Here is a 16,619-nt window from a genome sequence, read left to right as displayed (position 1 = left end):
CGCGAAGTAGCGAATACCGAGCAGTAGCTACTAGCGCCCGAACGCAGTATGCGCGGGCCCCCGCACGTCGGGGGCCCGCGCACCACCCCACCACCCTCCCCGAAGCGAGAGCAATGCCATGAGCACACTGACGCGAAGCCAGCGGTTGAGCCGCCTCGACGTGAAGGTGTCGCCGTATCTCTACATCGCCCCCTNCCCCCCCCTCCCCCCCCCCCACCACCCCACCACCCTCCCCGAAGCGAGAGCAATGCCATGAGCACACTGACGCGAAGCCAGCGGTTGAGCCGCCTCGACGTGAAGGTGTCGCCGTATCTCTACATCGCCCCCTTCTTCATCCTGTTCGCGCTCGTCGGGCTGTTCCCGCTCATTTACACGTTTGTTGTCTCGCTCTATGACTGGCATCTGCTCAAGGGTCAGGGCGAGTTTGTCGGCCTCGACAACTTCAGGGCAGTGCTCGAGGACCGCTTCTTCTGGAACTCCCTGTTCAACACCTTCAGCATCTTTTTGCTCTCGGCGATCCCGCAACTCACGGCGGCCCTCATCATCGCCGCCGTACTCGACACCAACATCCGCGGCAAGACGTTCTGGCGCATGAGCGTGCTGCTGCCCTACGTCGTGACCCCCGTCGCTGTGGCCATCATCTTCAGCAACCTTTTTGGCGACGACTACGGCCTCATCAACAACCTGTTGCAGAATTTCGGGTTCGAACCCATCGCCTGGCATCGCGACACCTTCGCGAGCCACTTCGCGATCGCCACCATGGTCAACTGGCGCTGGACCGGATACAACGCCCTCATCCTCCTCGCCGCGATGCAGGCGGTGCCGCGTGAGCTGCACGAATCCGCCGCGCTTGACGGTGCTGGTGCCGTGCGTCGCTTCACGTCCATCACGATTCCGAGCATCCGCCCCACCATGATCTTCGTCATCATCACCGCGACGATCGGTGGCCTGCAGATCTTTGCCGAGCCGCGGCTCTTCGACCCCGCAACGGCGGGCGGCGTCGGCGGCTCGCACCGACAGTTCCAGACCACCGTGCTCTACCTCTGGGAGATGGCGTTCTTCCGCCAAAACTTCGGCGAGGCGGCCGCCATCGCCTGGCTTCTCTTTCTCATCATTATCGTCATCGGCTTCATCAACTTCATGCTCTCGCGGCGCATCGCGACCGGCAGCGACGGGCGGCCGCGGCGCAGGCTCAGGCGGCGGCCGAACGGCGAACCGGCTGAGCACACCGTCACCACCCCCGGCTCCATCGCAGAGGACGCAAAGCTATGAGCATCCGACCAGCACAGCGCATCCGCGCAGCACAGCGCATCCGCGCAGCACAGCGCCGCACCGAGCCAGCCCGCCCCGCTGCGACATCGGCCGACGAACCGCCCCGCGAGAGCCCCGGCCGTGGGGACCGGGGTGGCCGCGCACCGAAGCGCCGCTCGCTCGGCCTCGATCGGCGTCCCGGCTGGTTCGTCTACGCGATCCTCTGTGTCGTGCTGCTTGGCTCCGCCTATCCGTTCTGGTGGTCCTTCGTCATCGGCTCCCGCGACAACCAGGCACTCGGCTCGGCGTGGCCGCCCCTCATCCCCGGCGGCAACTTTTGGAGCAATGCGGCAGCTGTGTTCGACGCGATCCCGTTCTGGCAGGCGCTCGCCAACAGCCTCATCGTGTCGTCGATCATCACCATCTCGGTCGTGAGCTTTGCGACCCTCGCCGGCTACGCGTTCGCCAAACTTCGCTTCAAAGGACGCAACGGACTCATGGTCGGCGTCATCGCAACCATGGCCATCCCAACGCAGCTCGGCATCATCCCCCTCTTCATCCTCATGCGCGAGTGGGGGTGGACTGGCGAACTCGGCGCCGTCATCGTGCCCACCCTCGTGACCGCCTTCGGCGTCTTCTTTATGCGCCAGTACCTCATCGATGTCATCCCGGACGAGCTCATTGAGGCTGCCCGCGTCGATGGGGCGAACATGTTCGTGACATTCATCAATGTGGGATTGCCTGCCGCGCGACCCGCCATGGCCATCCTCGGACTCTTCACCTTCATGACCGCCTGGACGGACTACCTCTGGCCCATGCTCGTGCTGCCCAACAACCCAACCCTCCAGGTCGCGCTCGGTCAGCTGCAATCGGGCTACTACATCGACTTCTCGATCGTGCTCACCGGCGCCATCCTCTCGACCATCCCCCTCCTCGTGCTGTTCCTCCTCGCAGGCAAGCAGCTCATCTCAGGAATCATGCAAGGAGCAGTGAAGGGCTAGATGCCACACACAATCAACGCCGGAGCCTTCCCCGAACACTTCATGTGGGGGTCGGCCACTGCGGCCGCCCAGATCGAAGGCGCGGCCCATGATGACGGCAAAGAGGATTCGATCTGGGATGCATTCGCTCGCGTTCCCGGCGCGGTTGCCGGTGGTGACACTCCCGAGCTCGCTGTTGATCACTATCACCGCAGCCGTGAGGACGTCGCGCTCATGCGGCAGCTCGGACTCCAGTCGTACCGCTTCTCGACCAGCTGGGCGCGCATCAAGCCCGGCGACCGCGACGTGAACAAGCAGGGTCTCGCCTTCTACAGTCGGCTCGTCGACGACCTGCTCGACGCCGGGATTTTGCCGTGGCTGACGCTCTACCACTGGGATCTGCCGCAGGCGGTGCAAGAGAAGGGCGGCTGGGCCGACCGCGATACCGCCTACCGGTTCCGCGACTACGCCGCCGCCGTGCACGACGTGCTCGGCGACCGCGTGAGCCACTGGACCACGTTCAATGAGCCGCTCTGCTCCTCGCTCATCGGCTATGCGGGCGGCGAACACGCTCCGGGCCTGCAAGACCCGCGCGCTGCGCTCGCCGCGGTGCACCACCAGCATCTCGGCCACGGACTTGCCGCGAGCGCCCTCCGCGAGCTCGGCGCCCGCGCCGGCCACGAGCTGCAGGTCGGCATCACGCTCAACCTCACCAATGCCGTGCCCCACGACCCAAGCGACCCCGTCGACCTCGAGGCGGCGAGGAGACTCGACGCCCTCTGGAATCGCATGTACCTCGAGCCGCTGCTCCTCGGCGCGTACCCCGTCGACCTGCTCGATGACGTGCGCGACTTCGGGCTAGCCGAGCGCATCCAACCAGGCGACCTCGACATCATCTCTGCACCCCTCGACTTCTTGGGCGTCAATCACTATCACGACGACAACGTGAGCGGGCATCCGCTGCCGGCTGGCACCCCTGCCGGGCTCCGGCCGACCGAGCGCCCCACCTCATCACCCTTCGTCGGCTCGGAACACCTCACTTTTCCGAGTCGCGACCTGCCCCGCACCGCGATGGGCTGGGAGGTCAACCCCGACGGGCTCCGCACCCTGCTCGTGCGGCTCGGCAGGGAGTATCCGACCCTGCCGCCGCTCTACGTCACCGAGAACGGTGCAGCCTACGACGGCGACACCGTGGTCGACGGCCGCGTCGCTGACCCCGACCGCGCCGACTACATTCGCGCGCACGTCGCCGCGATCGCCGACGCCATCGCCGAAGGGGCGGATGTCCGTGGCTACTTCGTGTGGTCGCTGCTCGACAACTTCGAGTGGGCGTGGGGCTACGAAAAACGCTTTGGCATCGTGCACGTCGACTACACCACCCAGGTGCGCACCATAAAAGACAGCGGTCACGAGTATGCGGCAATCATCGCCGAGCATGCGCGCGTGCGCGCCTAGACTGGGGGCACGCAACGCCGGCGCAAGAAAGGGGGGCGTGCTGTGACCATCGACTTCGATAGCGGCACTCCCACACTCGAGAAGGTGGCGCGTGTCGCCGGCGTCTCCCGCTCGACCGTGTCGCGCGTGGTCAATGGCAGCCCCAACGTCACCGCCGATGTCATTGCCGCCGTCACCGCGGCGATCGACCAGCTCGGCTACGTGCCCAACCGTGCCGCGCGATCGCTCGCCAGTCGTCGCACCCACGCGGTCGCCCTCGTCATACCAGAGAACACCGCGAAGTTCTTCGCCGACCCCTACTTCGCCTCCGTCATCCAGGGCGTCGCCATGCAGCTTGCGACAACCGAATACACACTGAGCCTGCTCATCGCCTCTGAAACCGAGACGGAGAAAACCCGGCGCTACCTGCAGGGGGGCAACGTCGACGGGGCGCTCATCCTCTCGCACCACAGCGATGACCAGGCGTATGTCGAGCTCTCACGCCGCATGCCCGTTGTTTTCGGCGGCCGCCCCATGAGCCACGGCAGCACCGAAACCTACTATGTCGACGTCGACAACGTCGCCGCCGCTCGCACCGCCACGCAGCACCTCATCGACCGAGGCAAGACCCGGATCGCCACCATCAGCGGCCCCCACGACATGGCGTCAGGGCTCGACCGCGTGCAGGGCTGGCGCGAAGCCCTCACCGCGGCGGGGCTCGCTGCCGACCTCCACGAGGAGGGCGACTTCACGCCGCCGAGCGGCGAGGCGGCCATGCAGCGTCTCCTCGACCGCGGCATCCCCTTCGATGGGCTCTTCGCGGCGAGCGCCCAAATGGCCTCCGGCGCCCTCCACGCGCTCCGCACCGCTGGCATCCGAGTGCCTGACGAGGTCGGGGTCGTGAGCATCGACAACGACTACTACGCGAAGAACGCCCTGCCGCCGTTGACGACCGTCGACCAGCCCTCCGTGCTGCAGGGCTCGACCATGGCCGACGTGCTCGTGCGGCTCATCGACGGCGAGGATGTGCCCAAGAGCACCATCATCCCCACGACCCTCATCGAGCGCAGCTCCGTTTGAGCGACGGCGGGTCAACCGACGGGAACGATGAACGGGATGTCGGCCCGCTCGAGCCGCGCACGGATCACCTCGATCGACTCGGCGCTGCGGTCGACGAGCACGAAGCGGCGGCCAAGACCCCCCGCCACTGCCCCAGTCGTGCCGGAGCCAGCAAAGAAGTCGAGCACCCAGTCGCCCTCCCGCGACGACGCCTGCACAATCCTGCGCAGAACGCCTGCGGGTTTCTGCGTCGGGTAGCCGGTCTTTTCGCGGCCGGTCGGCGACACGATCGTGTGCCACCAGACATCCGTCGGCAGCTTGCCGCGTGCGACCTTCTCCGGCGTGACGAGGCCCGGCGCCATGTACGGCTCCCGGTCGACCGCCTCGGAGTCGAAATGGTACGTCGCGGGATTCTTCACGTAGACCAGGATCGTGTCGTGCTTCGTCGGCCACCGGCTCTTCGACTTCGCCCCATAGTCGTAGGCCCAGATGATCTCGTTGAGAAAGCACTCGCGGCCGAACAGTGCGTCGAGCAACACTTTTGCGTAGTGCGCCTCGCGATAGTCGAGGTGCAAATAGAGGGTGCCGTCGTCGGCGAGCAGCCGCCACGCTTCCATGAGTCGCGGCTCGAGAAACGACCAGTAGTCCTCAAAGTGATCGTCGTACTGCATCAGGTCGCCGCGGATGCGCTCATACTGCTGGCCCTTGAAACCGGTGATTCCCCCCGTGGCACTGCGCACGCTCGTCGTCGACTGACGCGTCTGGCTGCGACCAGTGTTGAACGGCGGGTCGAGGTACACGAGCGTGAACGACTCGTCCGGCAGTGCGGTCGTCACCTCAAGGTTGTCGCCGTGGATGACGAGATTCGGTGAGTCAGGCGTCCACGGGGCATCCACATGCCCATCTTCGCAGAGGCAGGGGTGCCCGTCAGTCGACCGCCACGATGCTCAAGACCATGCCCATCTCGCGGTGCGGGGGAATCGAGCACCACCCCTCCACGTCGTCGCTGATCACGCCGGCGTCGAGGCGCTCACTCCCGCCCTCCCCGAAGCGTTCCGTGGCGGGCCCGGTCTCGAGCACGAGGTCGTGGAGATCGGCGTCATCGTTGCGCAGCTCGATCACGAGACGGTCGCCGCGCGGCACCTCAATCACGTCGGGCACGTAGCGGCCCTCCACCATCGCCACCTGCACGGTGGTCGTCTCGCCGCTCCCCTCGGGGGTGGCGGCGCATCCGGTAAGCGCGAGCGCTAGCACTGCCACGAGGGCGCCGACCCGCCTCACCGTTCGGCCCCGCGCACCGGCAGCACGAGCGGTCGCCCGGTGCCCGGCTCGGTGACGATGCGCACCTCGAGCCCGTATGCCGCGCCGACCATCTCGGCCGTGAGCACCTGCTCGGGTGACCCGACCGTCACGAGTCGACCCTCGGCGAGCAGCGCCACGCGATCGGCATAGGCGCCCGCAAGGGAGAGGTCGTGCAGCACCACCACGACCGCTGTGCCTTCGGATGCCAACACTCGCGCCGTGCGCATGACCTCCTCTTGGTGCCGCAGGTCGAGGGCGGCGGTCGGCTCGTCGAGCAGCACGACGTCGGTCTGCTGCGCGAGGACGCGCGCGAGTGACACGCGGGCTTTCTCTCCGCCCGAGAGTTCGGTGTAGCGACGGTCGAGGAGGTGGGTGACATCCGTGGCGGCGACGGCGGCGGCGATTGCGGTGCGGTCGCGGTCGAAGTCGCCGGCGCGACCCCAGGGGCTGCGGCCCATCTCGACGACTTCGGCGACGCGGAACGGAAAGCTCACGGTGTTTTCTTGCGTGAGCACGGCCCGGCGCTGCGCGAGTTCGAGGTGGGTGTACTCGCCGATGGGCCGGTCGTCGTAGCGCACCTCGCCGTGGTCTGGGTGCCGGTCGCCGGCGAGCACGCCGAGCAGTGTGGACTTGCCGGCACCGTTCGGGCCGACGAGGGCCATGACCTCCCCCGCGACGATCGAGAGGGTCACCTCGTCGACGATGCGTCCGCCGCCGGCGTGCACGACGATGCCGCGCGCTTCGATGCACACGTCGCCCGCCCGGTGTTGGCGCATCATGCCCACCCCCCGCTCTGCTTGCGGGCCCGGTAGAGCAGGTAGAAGAAGAATGGCCCACCCACGAGGGAGGTGAGCATGCCGATGGGCAGGTCGGCGCCCGCGATGAGGGTGCGGGCGAGCACGTCGGCGAAGACGATGAGCACGCCGCCGCCGATCGCGCTTGCGATGATGAGGGGGCGGTGGGCGGGGCCGATCGCCATGCGGATGATGTGTGGCACGACGAGCCCGACAAACGCGATGATGCCGCAGAAGGCGACCGCGACGCCTGTGAGCAGCGCCACGATCAGGATCGAGAGAATGCGGAGGCGCTCAACATCGACCCCGAGGTGCCTGGCGGCCCGCTCCCCGAGGGCGAGCAGGTCATAACGCCGGGCGAGCACGATCGCGGCGATTACGCCGACGAGGGTGACGGATGCCACGATGCCGACCTCGTGCCAGCGTGCCCCGTTCATCGACCCCAACTGCCAGAACACGATCTGCTCCCGGCTGGAGCTGTCGCCGGCAAACATGAGCAGCGCAAGCCCTGCGCCGGCGAAGGCGTTGATGGCGATGCCGGTGAGGAGAAGGGTGACGACCTCGGTGCGGCCGCTCGCGCGGGAGACGAAGTACACGAGCAGCACCGAGAGCAGGCCGCCAGCGAAGGCGAGGGTCGCAACCGTCCAGCTGCCGAAGGCGGTGAGGCCGAACACGATCGCTGCGGCGGCACCGAGCGCGGCGCCGGAGGAGACACCGACGACGCCGGGCTCGGCGAGAGGGTTGCCGAAGATCGCCTGCATGACGGAACCCGCCACGGCGAGCGCCGCGCCGACGACGAGCCCGAGGACGAGTCGCGGAAACCGCACCGCCCAGAGGGTCGATTCGACGATGGGATCGGCGGGCGCCAGTGCCGTATCGATGCCGATCGCCCGAAGGAGCGAGCCGAGCACGTCACTCGGTGCGACGGCGAGCTGGCCGACATTCGCTGAGAGCAGCACTCCACCAACGAGAGTTGCCGCGAGCACGGTGGCGAGCGTGATCGCCCGCGCACGCCGGGAGGCGGTCGCGCGCGGTGCCGATCTCTGCTGTGACTCGGTCACGGCACCCGGCGCAGCCACGCCTCGGTGGCGAACTTCTCTTCGACCAGCGTCTCGGCCTTCGCGAGCTCCTCAGACGTGAGCTCGTCAGGGCTGAGCCCGTAGAGCGAAGTGAAGGTGCCGAGCATCCGTTCGATGACGGCGTCGCGGCTGAGGCCCGTCTGGGTCTTGAGCGGGTCGACCCGCTTATTGGCGCTCACGGTGCCCTTGTCGCTCATCTTCTCGCGACCGATACGCAGCACTTCGACCATGCGATCACGGTCCATGTCGTAGCTCATGGTGACGTGGTGCAGCACGGCCCCGTTGCCGAGGCGCTTCTGCGCGGCACCGCCGATCTTGCCCTGGGGGCTCGTGATGTCGTTGAGCGGCTGGTAGCTCGCGTCGATGCCGAGCGACTTCAGCGCCACGATCGCCCACTCGTCGAGAAACGCGTAGGAGTCGGCGAAGGTGAGGCCCTGCACGAGGTCGCCAGGCACATACAGCGACCACGTGATGATGCCGCCGGCCTCCATGAACATTGCCCCGCCGCCCGAGATGCGCCGCACGACCTCGATGCCGTACTTCGCGGCGTTATCGAGGTCGACCTCGTTCTTCAGTGATTGGAAGCTGCCGATGACGACCGCCGGTTGATTCCACTCCCAGATGCGCAGGGTCGGCCCACGGCGCCCCTCGCCCACCTCTTCAGTGAGCACCTGGTCGAGGGCGAGGTGCATGTGGGGCGACAGGGGGCCTGGATGCAGCAACTTCCAGTCGTAGTCGGTCCAGGTGCTCGCGCGCGCGAGTGAACGGCGCACCGCAATAGCGACCGCCTCCGGGCTGAAGCCGAGCATCTGGGTGCCCTCCGGCAGGGCGGCGCGGATGGCGGCGGCGATCGTCGCCGAGTCGCTGTCGTGGGGCAGCCCCTCGACCGCCCGGTTGATGTCGAGGAGGGCGTCGTCTGGCTCGAGGAAGAAGTCGCCGGCGAGCCGGAAGTTCGCAATGCGCCCCTGCTCGACCTCGAGGTCGACGACAACGAGCTTGCCACCGGGAACCTTGTACTCGCCGTGCATCCGTGCCCCTCTCGTTGTTAGGTAAGCCTAACGCCCAGAAGGTGTCGCCTCTTGGGCCCCGAGCGCGGCGAGCATGGGCGCACTCTTGGTGAACACTTCGTCGATCTCGAAGTCTGGGCGAGAGAGTGCGGTGATGCCGCCGCCGGCGCCGATCGAAACGCGGCGCCCCTCGAACACAATGCTCCGGATGGTCATCGCCAGCCGAGCGGAACCGTCAGCGGCGATGTACCCATTGACACCCGCATAGCTTCCGCGCGGACCCCGTTCAAGCTCGTGAAGGATGCGCATGGCCGCGAGTTTTGGCGCCCCCGTCATCGACCCCGCCGGAAACGACCGTGCCAGCAGCTCACCGAGCGTTCGGTCATCGCGAAGCTGCCCGACAATCGTGCTCACGAGCTGGAACACGTGCGGATGCGCCTCGACCTCAAAGAGGGAGCTCACCGCCACCGACCCCAACACCGAGACCTCGGCGAGGTCATTGCGCATGAGGTCGACGATCATGAGATTCTCGGCCAACTCTTTCTCATCGCCCCGAAGCTCGGCTCGCAGACGGTCGTCTTCACTCGCATCCGCACCCCTGCGACGGGTGCCCTTGATGGGCCTGGTCGTGACCTCCCCCTCCGCGGTGAGCGAGAGGAAAAGCTCGGGTGACGAGCTCAGCAGCGATTGATCGCCGGAGCGGATGAAGGCACCGTGGCGTGTCGTGTTGATGCGCCGAAGCCGACGGTAGACCGTGAGGGGAGCTTCGTCTGTCACGGTCTCGAAGCGGTTCGTCAAGCAGAGTTGGTAGGCGTCGCCGTCGGCGATGCGCTCGCGGCACTGCTCGATCATGCGACGGTATTCATCCGGCGCATGGCGGGGCCGCGCGGCCGCGATAACCGGTGCCGCCGGGGGCGCTTCTGTCGCGCTGCCCACGAGCACAGCACCGAGCACAGCGACGAGCGAAGCAACGCGCTGGAACCACGCTTCGTCTCCACGCACGACCGAAACGTGGATGCGACGGAGCAGGTGATCGAAGGCGACCTGCCTCGGTGAATGCAGCATCACCGAATCGGCGGCCCCGACGGGAGCATGCGGGAGCCCCGCGAGGCGCGCCCCCGTTTCGTAGCCGATCCACCCCGCCCACCGGAGCACGGCGGGCGCCTCGCCCGCTGGTTCATTGCGTCCCCCCGCAAGCACCTCGAGGAGCGACTCGCTCGACTCCCACACTCGGCCAGAGGAGGGCTGCGTGAGGGTCACGACACCGCGATCGGGTTCGCTCCGCGCGACAACCCCATCCGTGCCTTCGAGGTCACCGATGTATGACCACCCGGCTTCGGCATCCGGCCCGGCATCGAGCCAGAACGCATGCGGCGACGACTCGGCGAGCGCCACGAAGAGGTGCTCTGGATCGACCCAGGCGTCAAGGGTGTGGCTGACGCGCGGTGCGCACACCAGCTGTTCGAGTGGCGCACTGAGCAGCTCGGGCTGAGCCGTCATCGATGGCTACTCCCCCGCGTGCTCCGGCAGGCGCTGGCCGAGCCACTCGATCGTGTCGGCGATGACCTCGTCGCGGTTCGTCTCGTTGAACACCTCGTGGCGAGCCTCGAGGTAGACGATGAGCTCGACATCCGTCAGCCCCGAGCGGCTGATGTACGCCTGGGCGAGCAGCTCGGCGCTGTGTTCGCCGCCAAAGGGGTCGTCGCCGCCCACCTGGATGAGCAGGGGCACGTCGTGAGCGAGGTCCCGGCCCGGCTTGCCGAACAGCCGCAGCGCATCCCGCAGGCCGAACTGCTTGATGGCGGATGCCGAAAACGCCAGCGGATCGGCCGCGAATGCCTCTGCCACGGCGGGGTCGCGGCTGAGCCACTCATACCCGGTCGAGCCCAGATGCTGGTGTCGTGCGTTGAGGTCGCCGCCGTTCATGTGCCGGGGCGTGCGATAGGCGGTGCCGGTGAGCACGACGGCGTCGTACTCCTCCGGATGATCGTTTACGACGATCTGGGTGAGCAGTGACCCCCAGCTGTGGCCGACGATGGCGAGCGGGACATCCGGGTTCTCTTCGCGGATGAGCCGGGTGAGGCTCCGGACCCCTTCGACGGTTGCGGCGAGGCCGCCGGGCCCGAGCTTGCCGAGCTTGCTGAGGTCTCCGCCCCACTGGGTGTGCCCGGTCTGTCCGTGCCCCCGGTGGTCGTCGGCGTAGACGGTGTAGCCCGCCGCGACGAACTCTTGAGCGACAGCCTCGTATCGGAGTGCGTGTTCGCCGAGGCCGTGCGAGATCTGCACGATGCCCCGCGGCGCCCCCACCTTCCATTCGTAGAAGTGGATGGTGACCCCGTGCGCGTCGACGAAGGTGCGTTCTGCGCGAATCGCCGTGAATCGAACCACTGTGCCTCCAGCGTTGGGGTGGTGTCTCAGTGTATTGCGCCGCGGCTCAGCGCTCATTGTCGATTTTTATTAGCGTAGCTAATTTGTTATGCTAAAGACCTATGGATTCCGACCTTCGCATCACCATCGCCCGTCTCGCGCGACGCATCCGGCAAGAACGCGCAGACACCGACCTCGGCGACAGCCAGATGAGCGTGCTCTTCGCGCTGAACCTTCACGGCCCGCGAACCCTCAGCGAACTCAGCGTCAACGAACGCGTCACCGCCCCCTCCATGAATCGCACCGTCAACCTGCTCGAAGCCGCCGGGCTGCTCGTCAGGACGGCATCACCCGACGACCGGCGCAAAGTCATCATCGACCTCACCGACGCCGGCCACGGCCTCATCGACGAGACCCGCCGTCGACGCGACGCGTGGTTCAGCGAGCGCCTCGCCGCCCTGAGCGACGATGAACTCGCTCTGCTCGAGGCCGCCGACCCCGTGCTTCGCAAGCTGGCGCACGAGTGACCGCCGCGACCTCCGACGGGCGGAGTCGCACATGAGAACCATGTTCCGCTCGCTCGGCATCTTCAACTACCGGCTCTGGTTCATCGGCGCCCTCGTCTCCAACGTCGGCACCTGGATGCAGCGCACGGCCCAGGACTGGATCGTGCTCACCGAGCTCACCGATTACGACGCCGCAGCGCTCGGCGTGACGATGGCCTTGCAGTTGGGCCCGCAGCTTCTGCTGCTGCCGATAACGGGTCTCGTCGCCGACCGATTCGACCGGCGCAAGATCCTCCTCCTCACGCAGGCGATGATGGGCGCGCTCGGGCTTGGCCTCGGCCTCATGGTCATCTCGGGCGTCGCCGAGCTGTGGCACGTCAACGCGTTCGCGCTCGGCCTCGGCATCGTCGCCGCCTTCGACGCCCCCGTGCGGCAGGCCTTTGTGTCGCAAATCGTTGCGGAGAAGGACCTTGTGAACGCGGTGGGCCTCAACTCGCTGTCGTTCCACAGTGCGCGCCTCATCGGGCCTGCGCTCGCCGGCATCCTCATCGCCATCGTCGGCACGGGCTGGGTGTTCCTCATCAACGCCCTCACCTTTGCCGCCGTGCTCATCGCGCTCGCCGCGATGAGGCGAGGCGACCTCCTCGCCTCGCCTCGCGTGAGGCGGGCGAAGGGTCAAATCCGCGACGGCTTTCGCTATGTCCGCGGTCGCCCCGACATCATGGTGACGCTCGTGATGGTGTCGCTCGTCGGCACCTTCGGCTTCAACTTCGCGATCTTCATCTCCACGATGGTGACGGTGGAGTTCGGGCGCGGCCCCGGCGACTACGGGCTCCTGTCGTCGTTCATGGCGATCGGCGCGGTCACGGGTTCGCTCCTCGCTGCACGTCGCACCCGCCCACGGATGCGCGTGGTTGCTCTCGCCGCGGCCGGCTTCGGTCTCGCCTGCATCACCGCTGCGCTCATGCCGACGTATTGGACCTTTGCCGCGGCCCTCATCCTCGTCGGCGTCACCTCGCTCACGATGATGACGAGCGCGAACGCCTACGTGCAGACGACCACCGAGCCGGCCATGCGCGGGCGCGTCATGGCGCTCTATATGGCGATCTTCATGGGCGGCACACCACTCGGCGCACCGCTCGTTGGCTGGGTCGCGAACCTGTGGGGGCCACGCTGGGCGCTCGGCGTAGCGGCAATTTCGGGGCTCATCGCCGGGGCCGTGACGCTGTGGTGGATGGTGCGGTACCGCAACCTCCGCGTGCGGTACTACCGCGATTCACGACCACGCCTGCGAGCGCACTACCGAGGCGACGGTCGCACGGCGACGATCGAAGAGACCATGACGGTGGATGCCGCGACAAGCGAGATCGCGGTGGTCGAGGCGAACACACAGCGATCGTGACAGCGAGGTTCACGCCTCGCGGGTGATCTCCACCGTCACGAACATCGAGGTGCTGTCTCCACCGGAGTAGACGCCGCGCAACGGCGGCACGTCGCCGTAGTCGCGACCGCGCGCGACCAGCACATGCCGATCGCCGATGTCGATGAGGTTGGTGGGGTCGTAGCCCCGCCAGTCGCCGCAGAACCATTCAACCCACGCGTGCGATTCGCCGCGCACGGTCTCGCCGATCGCCGGGTTGGGCTTCGGGTGGAGGTAGCCGGAGACGTAGCGCGCGGGGATGCCGACCGAGCGGAGGGCGCCAAGGGCAAGGTGCGCGATGTCTTGACACACGCCCTTGCGCTGCTTCCAGGCTTCAGCGGCGGTCGAGTTCACGCCCGTGACCCCGCTCATGTATTCGATCTCTTCGCCGATTGTGCGACAGATGGCGAGTGCCGCTGCGCAGGGGGTGTCGTGTTCGGCGGCGATCCGCGTCGCGAGCGCGACGACATCGGCGGGCGGGTCGGTGCGTGGGCGCTGATCGAGTTGTTCGACGGTGGAGACAAGCCTGGCGGCTTCGACGGCGAGTCCGTCCCAGTCGAGGATGGGGTGGGCGTGCTCGCGCGGTCGCACCTCAACGAGGCTCGTCGCGGTGAGGGAGAGCTCGGTGTGCGCCGTGAGGGCCTCAAACGACGACACACGGGTGCCCCAGTAGTCGGTGTATTCGTGCTGGCTCGACGCGGGGTGGATTTCGAGCAGGGAGTGCAACACGAGCTGGCCGTCGGTCGTGATGGGCAACATCCGCGCTTCGTTGTAGGAGGCTGCGACGTCGCGAGAGTATCGAAACCCTGTGAGATGTCGAACGCGTAACCGGTTCATGTGGTTTCGCCCACCCAGCTCGGTGCCGCCTCGTTGGGAAAGTAGCGCAGCCTGGCCTGCTCCGACACGGCGCTCGTCGCAAGCTGCACCGTGTCCATGTGGCCGGGCAGGTCGGCGAGGATTTCGCCGATGGGACGGTATTCGAGTTCGCTGCGGATCTGGCCGAGGATGCGACGGCTCTGGTCTTGGGCACCGTAATCGCTCCGCGGCTCGATCTCGGCAAGGCAGTGCTCGGCGCGCGAAATCGAGAAAAGGATGCTGCGGGGAAACTGCCGATCGAGCACAAGAAACTCCCCGGCCTTCACCGCGCTCGGGGCACCGCTGTGCGTGCGGAGGTAGGACTCGTAGGCACCGCAGCTGCGAAGAATGGTCGTCCACGACGGCCCACTGTCTTCAGTGAGCGAGCGGGTCGAAAGCAGTCGCGCGGTCATGTCGGCGCGCTCGAGGCTGCGGCCGAGGGTGAAGAAATACCAGGCTTCGTCGCGCCGGGTCGCCGATTCGATGATGCCGACGGCGAGCGCCGAACGCTCGCGCACCCAGCTGATGAAGGCGTGCACCTTGTCGTCGGCAACCTTGCGGGGCGTGCGCGCACGCGTCGTATTGAGGCACTCCCACAGCTCGGTCGAGACGATCTCCCGCGCCCGCCGCGCGTTCTCGCGGGCCGCGCCGAGCGAGAAGGCGATGGATGACGGATTCGAGCGGTCGACAGCGAGGATCGCGAGCACATCCTGGCGCGTGACCTCGATCCCCTCAGGCGCCGTCGCGCCCATCACCTCGAGCACCGAACGGCACGCGAGGTTCTCATCGATCCACGGATCTTCGAGGAGGAGCTGCAGGTGTGCGTCGAGCACGCTCGCCGTGCCATCCGCTCGCTCGATGTATCTGCCGATCCAGAAAAGTGATTCGGCAATCCGGCTCAGCATTGCCGTGCCTCCCGACTTTGTTGTTGCTGTTCGTGCTGTCGATGCCCCGAGGAGGATTCGTCGATCGGAGCTTGGTCCTGCCGGTGGTCATGCCCCCGGCCGGTTGCGCTGGCACCGTGTCGGTCGGGCCCGACTGGCCATTCTGGGATGTGTTTCTGCCCCACCACCCAGGTGTCTTTTGAGCCACCGCCCTGGCTGCTGTTGACGACGAGCTCACCCTCTGGCAGCGCCACACGGGTGAGGCCACCAGGCAGCACCCAGACGTCGCGGCCATCGTGCACCGCGAAGGGTCGCAGGTCAGCGTGACGTGCGCGCATCCCATCGTCGACGAGGGTCGGGATCGTGGAGAGCTGCACGAGGGGTTGGGCGATCCACCCGCGCGGGTCTGCGATGAGTTGGGTGCGCAGTGTTGCGAGCTCGGCGGCGGATGCATCGGGGCCGATGACGAGCCCCTTGCCACCGGATCCGTCAACCGGTTTGACGACGAGTTCGTCGAGCCGATCGAGCACCTCGGCGAGGGATTCGGGGTCTTCGAGTCGCCACGTTGTGACGTTGGGGAGGATGGGGGCTTCGCCGAGGTAGTAGCGGATGAGCTCGGGGAGGTAGGTGTAGACGAGCTTGTCGTCGGCCACACCGTTGCCGACCGCATTCGCGATCGTGACGTTGCCGAGTCTGGCGGCGAGGAGGAGCCCCGGCGAGCCGAGCACGGAGTCGGCACGAAACTGCAGCGGGTCGATGAACTCGTCATCAACACGGCGGTAGATGACATCGACGCGGGTCGGCCCCGAGGTCGTGCGCATGTACACGCTGCCGCCCGCGCAGTAGAGGTCGCGCCCCTCGACGAGCTCGACGCCCATGAGCCGGGCGAGCAGTGTGTGCTCGAAGTACGCCGAGTTGTGCACGCCCGGCGTGAGCACCACGATGGTGGGGTCGTCGACACCGGCGGGAGCGCTCGCCCGCAGCGCCGCGAGCAGCTTCTGCGGGTAGTCACCCACGGGGCGCACCTTCATCTGCACAAAGAGTTCCGGCAGGGTCTGGGTCATGACGCGGCGGTTTGAGATGACGTAACTCACCCCGCTCGGCACGCGAACGTTGTCTTCGAGCACGCGCCAGGTGCCCTGCTCGTCACGGATGAGGTCGACACCGCTGACATGGATGCGCACGCCGTTCGGCGGTTCGATTCCGGCGGCGGCGCGATGGTAGTGGCTCGACGAGGTGAGGAGCTTTGCTGGAATCACCCCATCGCGCACCGCCGTCTGGGCACCGTAGATGTCGGCGAGGAACGCCTCAAGGGCGAGCACCCGCTGGCGCACCCCCGCAGAGATGAGACCCCATTCGGATTGCTCCAGGATGCGCGGCACAGCGTCGAGCGGAAACGGCCGCTCTTCGCCGGCAAAGTCAAACGTGACACCCTGTGCGAGGTACGAGCTGGCGAGGGCTTCTGTGCGTCCGCGGAGCTCGTGCTGTGTCATCCGGTCTAGGGCCGCATGGAGCTCACGATAACCGGGCCGCACGGTGCCTTCGGCGTCGAACATCTCGTCCCAGGCCGGGGTTCCGGCGCGCTGGGCAGAGGTCTTGCCGTACCCGTCGAACAACCCGTCCATGCTGTGACCCTATGCAAATGGTGTTGCGCCGGTGTTTCGGACGCGGTGCCTCGGAG

At 67.0% G+C, this 16,619-nt stretch carries 16 protein-coding genes; 6 read left to right on the top strand and 10 right to left on the bottom strand.

Annotation, left to right across the window (positions count from 1 at the left end; translation table 11 throughout):
- Nucleotides 1–252: 252 nt before the first annotated feature.
- From ACY48M_RS11450 to ACY48M_RS11435, 4 genes are read left to right on the top strand one after another with little or no spacing between them, the layout of a single operon-like run.
- Nucleotides 253–1,272, top strand: a complete 1,020-nt coding sequence (locus ACY48M_RS11450) for a carbohydrate ABC transporter permease (RefSeq protein ID WP_462820410.1) — start codon at nt 253–255, stop codon at nt 1,270–1,272.
- Nucleotides 1,269–2,252, top strand: a complete 984-nt coding sequence (locus tag ACY48M_RS11445) for a carbohydrate ABC transporter permease (protein ID WP_462820409.1) — start codon at nt 1,269–1,271, stop codon at nt 2,250–2,252. The genes ACY48M_RS11450 and ACY48M_RS11445 overlap by 4 nt, the downstream gene beginning before the upstream one ends.
- Nucleotides 2,253–3,686, top strand: coding sequence for a GH1 family beta-glucosidase (locus ACY48M_RS11440; RefSeq protein ID WP_462820408.1), 1,434 nt, complete (start codon nt 2,253–2,255; stop codon nt 3,684–3,686). It abuts the gene before it with no gap.
- A gap of 42 nt (nt 3,687–3,728) precedes the next feature.
- On the top strand, nt 3,729–4,745 hold the full coding sequence (locus ACY48M_RS11435; RefSeq protein WP_462820407.1) for a LacI family DNA-binding transcriptional regulator: 1,017 nt from the start codon (nt 3,729–3,731) through the stop codon (nt 4,743–4,745).
- Nucleotides 4,746–4,756: 11 nt separating this feature from the next.
- Here the strand turns inward: ACY48M_RS11435 and ACY48M_RS11430 are convergent, their stop codons facing one another.
- From ACY48M_RS11430 to ACY48M_RS11400, 7 genes are read right to left on the bottom strand one after another with little or no spacing between them, the layout of a single operon-like run.
- On the bottom strand, nt 4,757–5,620 hold the full coding sequence (locus ACY48M_RS11430; RefSeq protein WP_462820406.1) for a DNA-methyltransferase: 864 nt from the start codon (nt 5,618–5,620) through the stop codon (nt 4,757–4,759).
- 31 nt (nt 5,621–5,651) lie between these two features.
- Nucleotides 5,652–5,984 carry a cupredoxin domain-containing protein gene (locus tag ACY48M_RS11425; RefSeq protein ID WP_462820405.1) on the bottom strand — a complete coding sequence of 111 codons (333 nt, stop codon included), beginning with the start codon at nt 5,982–5,984 and terminating at the stop codon, nt 5,652–5,654.
- A gap of 17 nt (nt 5,985–6,001) precedes the next feature.
- Nucleotides 6,002–6,805, bottom strand: coding sequence for a heme ABC transporter ATP-binding protein (locus ACY48M_RS11420; RefSeq protein ID WP_462820404.1), 804 nt, complete (start codon nt 6,803–6,805; stop codon nt 6,002–6,004).
- Nucleotides 6,802–7,881: a FecCD family ABC transporter permease gene (locus tag ACY48M_RS11415; RefSeq protein ID WP_462820403.1), complete on the bottom strand. Its 1,080-nt coding sequence runs from the start codon at nt 7,879–7,881 to the stop codon at nt 6,802–6,804. The genes ACY48M_RS11420 and ACY48M_RS11415 overlap by 4 nt, the downstream gene beginning before the upstream one ends.
- Nucleotides 7,878–8,927: a lipoyl protein ligase domain-containing protein gene (locus ACY48M_RS11410; protein WP_462820402.1), complete on the bottom strand. Its 1,050-nt coding sequence runs from the start codon at nt 8,925–8,927 to the stop codon at nt 7,878–7,880. The genes ACY48M_RS11415 and ACY48M_RS11410 overlap by 4 nt, the downstream gene beginning before the upstream one ends.
- Nucleotides 8,928–8,954: 27 nt before the next feature.
- Nucleotides 8,955–10,406 carry an anthranilate synthase component I family protein gene (locus ACY48M_RS11405; RefSeq protein WP_462820401.1) on the bottom strand — a complete coding sequence of 484 codons (1,452 nt, stop codon included), beginning with the start codon at nt 10,404–10,406 and terminating at the stop codon, nt 8,955–8,957.
- A 6-nt stretch (nt 10,407–10,412) separates the two neighbouring features.
- A complete protein-coding gene (locus ACY48M_RS11400; RefSeq protein ID WP_462820400.1) occupies nt 10,413–11,351 on the bottom strand; it encodes an alpha/beta fold hydrolase in 939 nt (312 codons plus the stop codon).
- Between the two features lie 44 nt (nt 11,352–11,395).
- Here ACY48M_RS11400 and ACY48M_RS11395 point away from each other — a divergent pair, with 44 nt between their 5' ends.
- Nucleotides 11,396–11,800 (top strand): MarR family winged helix-turn-helix transcriptional regulator, encoded by a 405-nt coding sequence (locus ACY48M_RS11395; protein ID WP_462820399.1) that lies wholly within the window; start codon nt 11,396–11,398, stop codon nt 11,798–11,800.
- A 31-nt stretch (nt 11,801–11,831) separates the two neighbouring features.
- Nucleotides 11,832–13,181 (top strand): MFS transporter, encoded by a 1,350-nt coding sequence (locus tag ACY48M_RS11390; protein WP_462820398.1) that lies wholly within the window; start codon nt 11,832–11,834, stop codon nt 13,179–13,181.
- A gap of 9 nt (nt 13,182–13,190) precedes the next feature.
- On the opposite strand, the gene ACY48M_RS11385 is transcribed toward ACY48M_RS11390, so the two are convergent.
- The 3 genes from ACY48M_RS11385 to ACY48M_RS11375 are packed head-to-tail and all read right to left on the bottom strand — an operon-like array spanning nt 13,191 to nt 16,563.
- Nucleotides 13,191–14,036 carry a transglutaminase family protein gene (locus tag ACY48M_RS11385; RefSeq protein WP_462820397.1) on the bottom strand — a complete coding sequence of 282 codons (846 nt, stop codon included), beginning with the start codon at nt 14,034–14,036 and terminating at the stop codon, nt 13,191–13,193.
- Nucleotides 14,033–14,959: an alpha-E domain-containing protein gene (locus ACY48M_RS11380; protein WP_462820396.1), complete on the bottom strand. Its 927-nt coding sequence runs from the start codon at nt 14,957–14,959 to the stop codon at nt 14,033–14,035. Before ACY48M_RS11380 ends, ACY48M_RS11385 begins: the two co-directional genes overlap by 4 nt.
- On the bottom strand, nt 14,953–16,563 hold the full coding sequence (locus ACY48M_RS11375) for a circularly permuted type 2 ATP-grasp protein (protein ID WP_462820395.1): 1,611 nt from the start codon (nt 16,561–16,563) through the stop codon (nt 14,953–14,955). The genes ACY48M_RS11380 and ACY48M_RS11375 overlap by 7 nt, the downstream gene beginning before the upstream one ends.
- Between the last annotated feature and the right edge of the window lie 56 nt (nt 16,564–16,619).

This window comes from Homoserinimonas flava, assembly GCF_054969005.1.
Note: the sequence above shows the minus strand (reverse complement) of the source record. Positions and strands in the feature narration are given on the sequence as shown.

Bases quoted from the DNA above. Each gene is read 5' to 3' on its own strand.
- ACY48M_RS11405 (WP_462820401.1), bottom strand. From the start codon at position 10,406: ATGACGGCTCAGCCCGAGCTGCTCAGTGCGCCACTCGAACAGCTGGTG.
- ACY48M_RS11390 (WP_462820398.1), top strand. From the start codon at position 11,832: ATGAGAACCATGTTCCGCTCGCTCGGCATCTTCAACTACCGGCTCTGG.
- ACY48M_RS11420 (WP_462820404.1), bottom strand. From the start codon at position 6,805: ATGATGCGCCAACACCGGGCGGGCGACGTGTGCATCGAAGCGCGCGGC.
- ACY48M_RS11445 (WP_462820409.1), top strand. From the start codon at position 1,269: ATGAGCATCCGACCAGCACAGCGCATCCGCGCAGCACAGCGCATCCGC.
- ACY48M_RS11450 (WP_462820410.1), top strand. From the start codon at position 253: ATGAGCACACTGACGCGAAGCCAGCGGTTGAGCCGCCTCGACGTGAAG.
- ACY48M_RS11380 (WP_462820396.1), bottom strand. From the start codon at position 14,959: ATGCTGAGCCGGATTGCCGAATCACTTTTCTGGATCGGCAGATACATC.
- ACY48M_RS11410 (WP_462820402.1), bottom strand. From the start codon at position 8,927: ATGCACGGCGAGTACAAGGTTCCCGGTGGCAAGCTCGTTGTCGTCGAC.
- ACY48M_RS11440 (WP_462820408.1), top strand. From the start codon at position 2,253: ATGCCACACACAATCAACGCCGGAGCCTTCCCCGAACACTTCATGTGG.
- ACY48M_RS11375 (WP_462820395.1), bottom strand. From the start codon at position 16,563: ATGGACGGGTTGTTCGACGGGTACGGCAAGACCTCTGCCCAGCGCGCC.
- ACY48M_RS11385 (WP_462820397.1), bottom strand. From the start codon at position 14,036: ATGAACCGGTTACGCGTTCGACATCTCACAGGGTTTCGATACTCTCGC.
- ACY48M_RS11400 (WP_462820400.1), bottom strand. From the start codon at position 11,351: ATGAGCGCTGAGCCGCGGCGCAATACACTGAGACACCACCCCAACGCT.
- ACY48M_RS11395 (WP_462820399.1), top strand. From the start codon at position 11,396: ATGGATTCCGACCTTCGCATCACCATCGCCCGTCTCGCGCGACGCATC.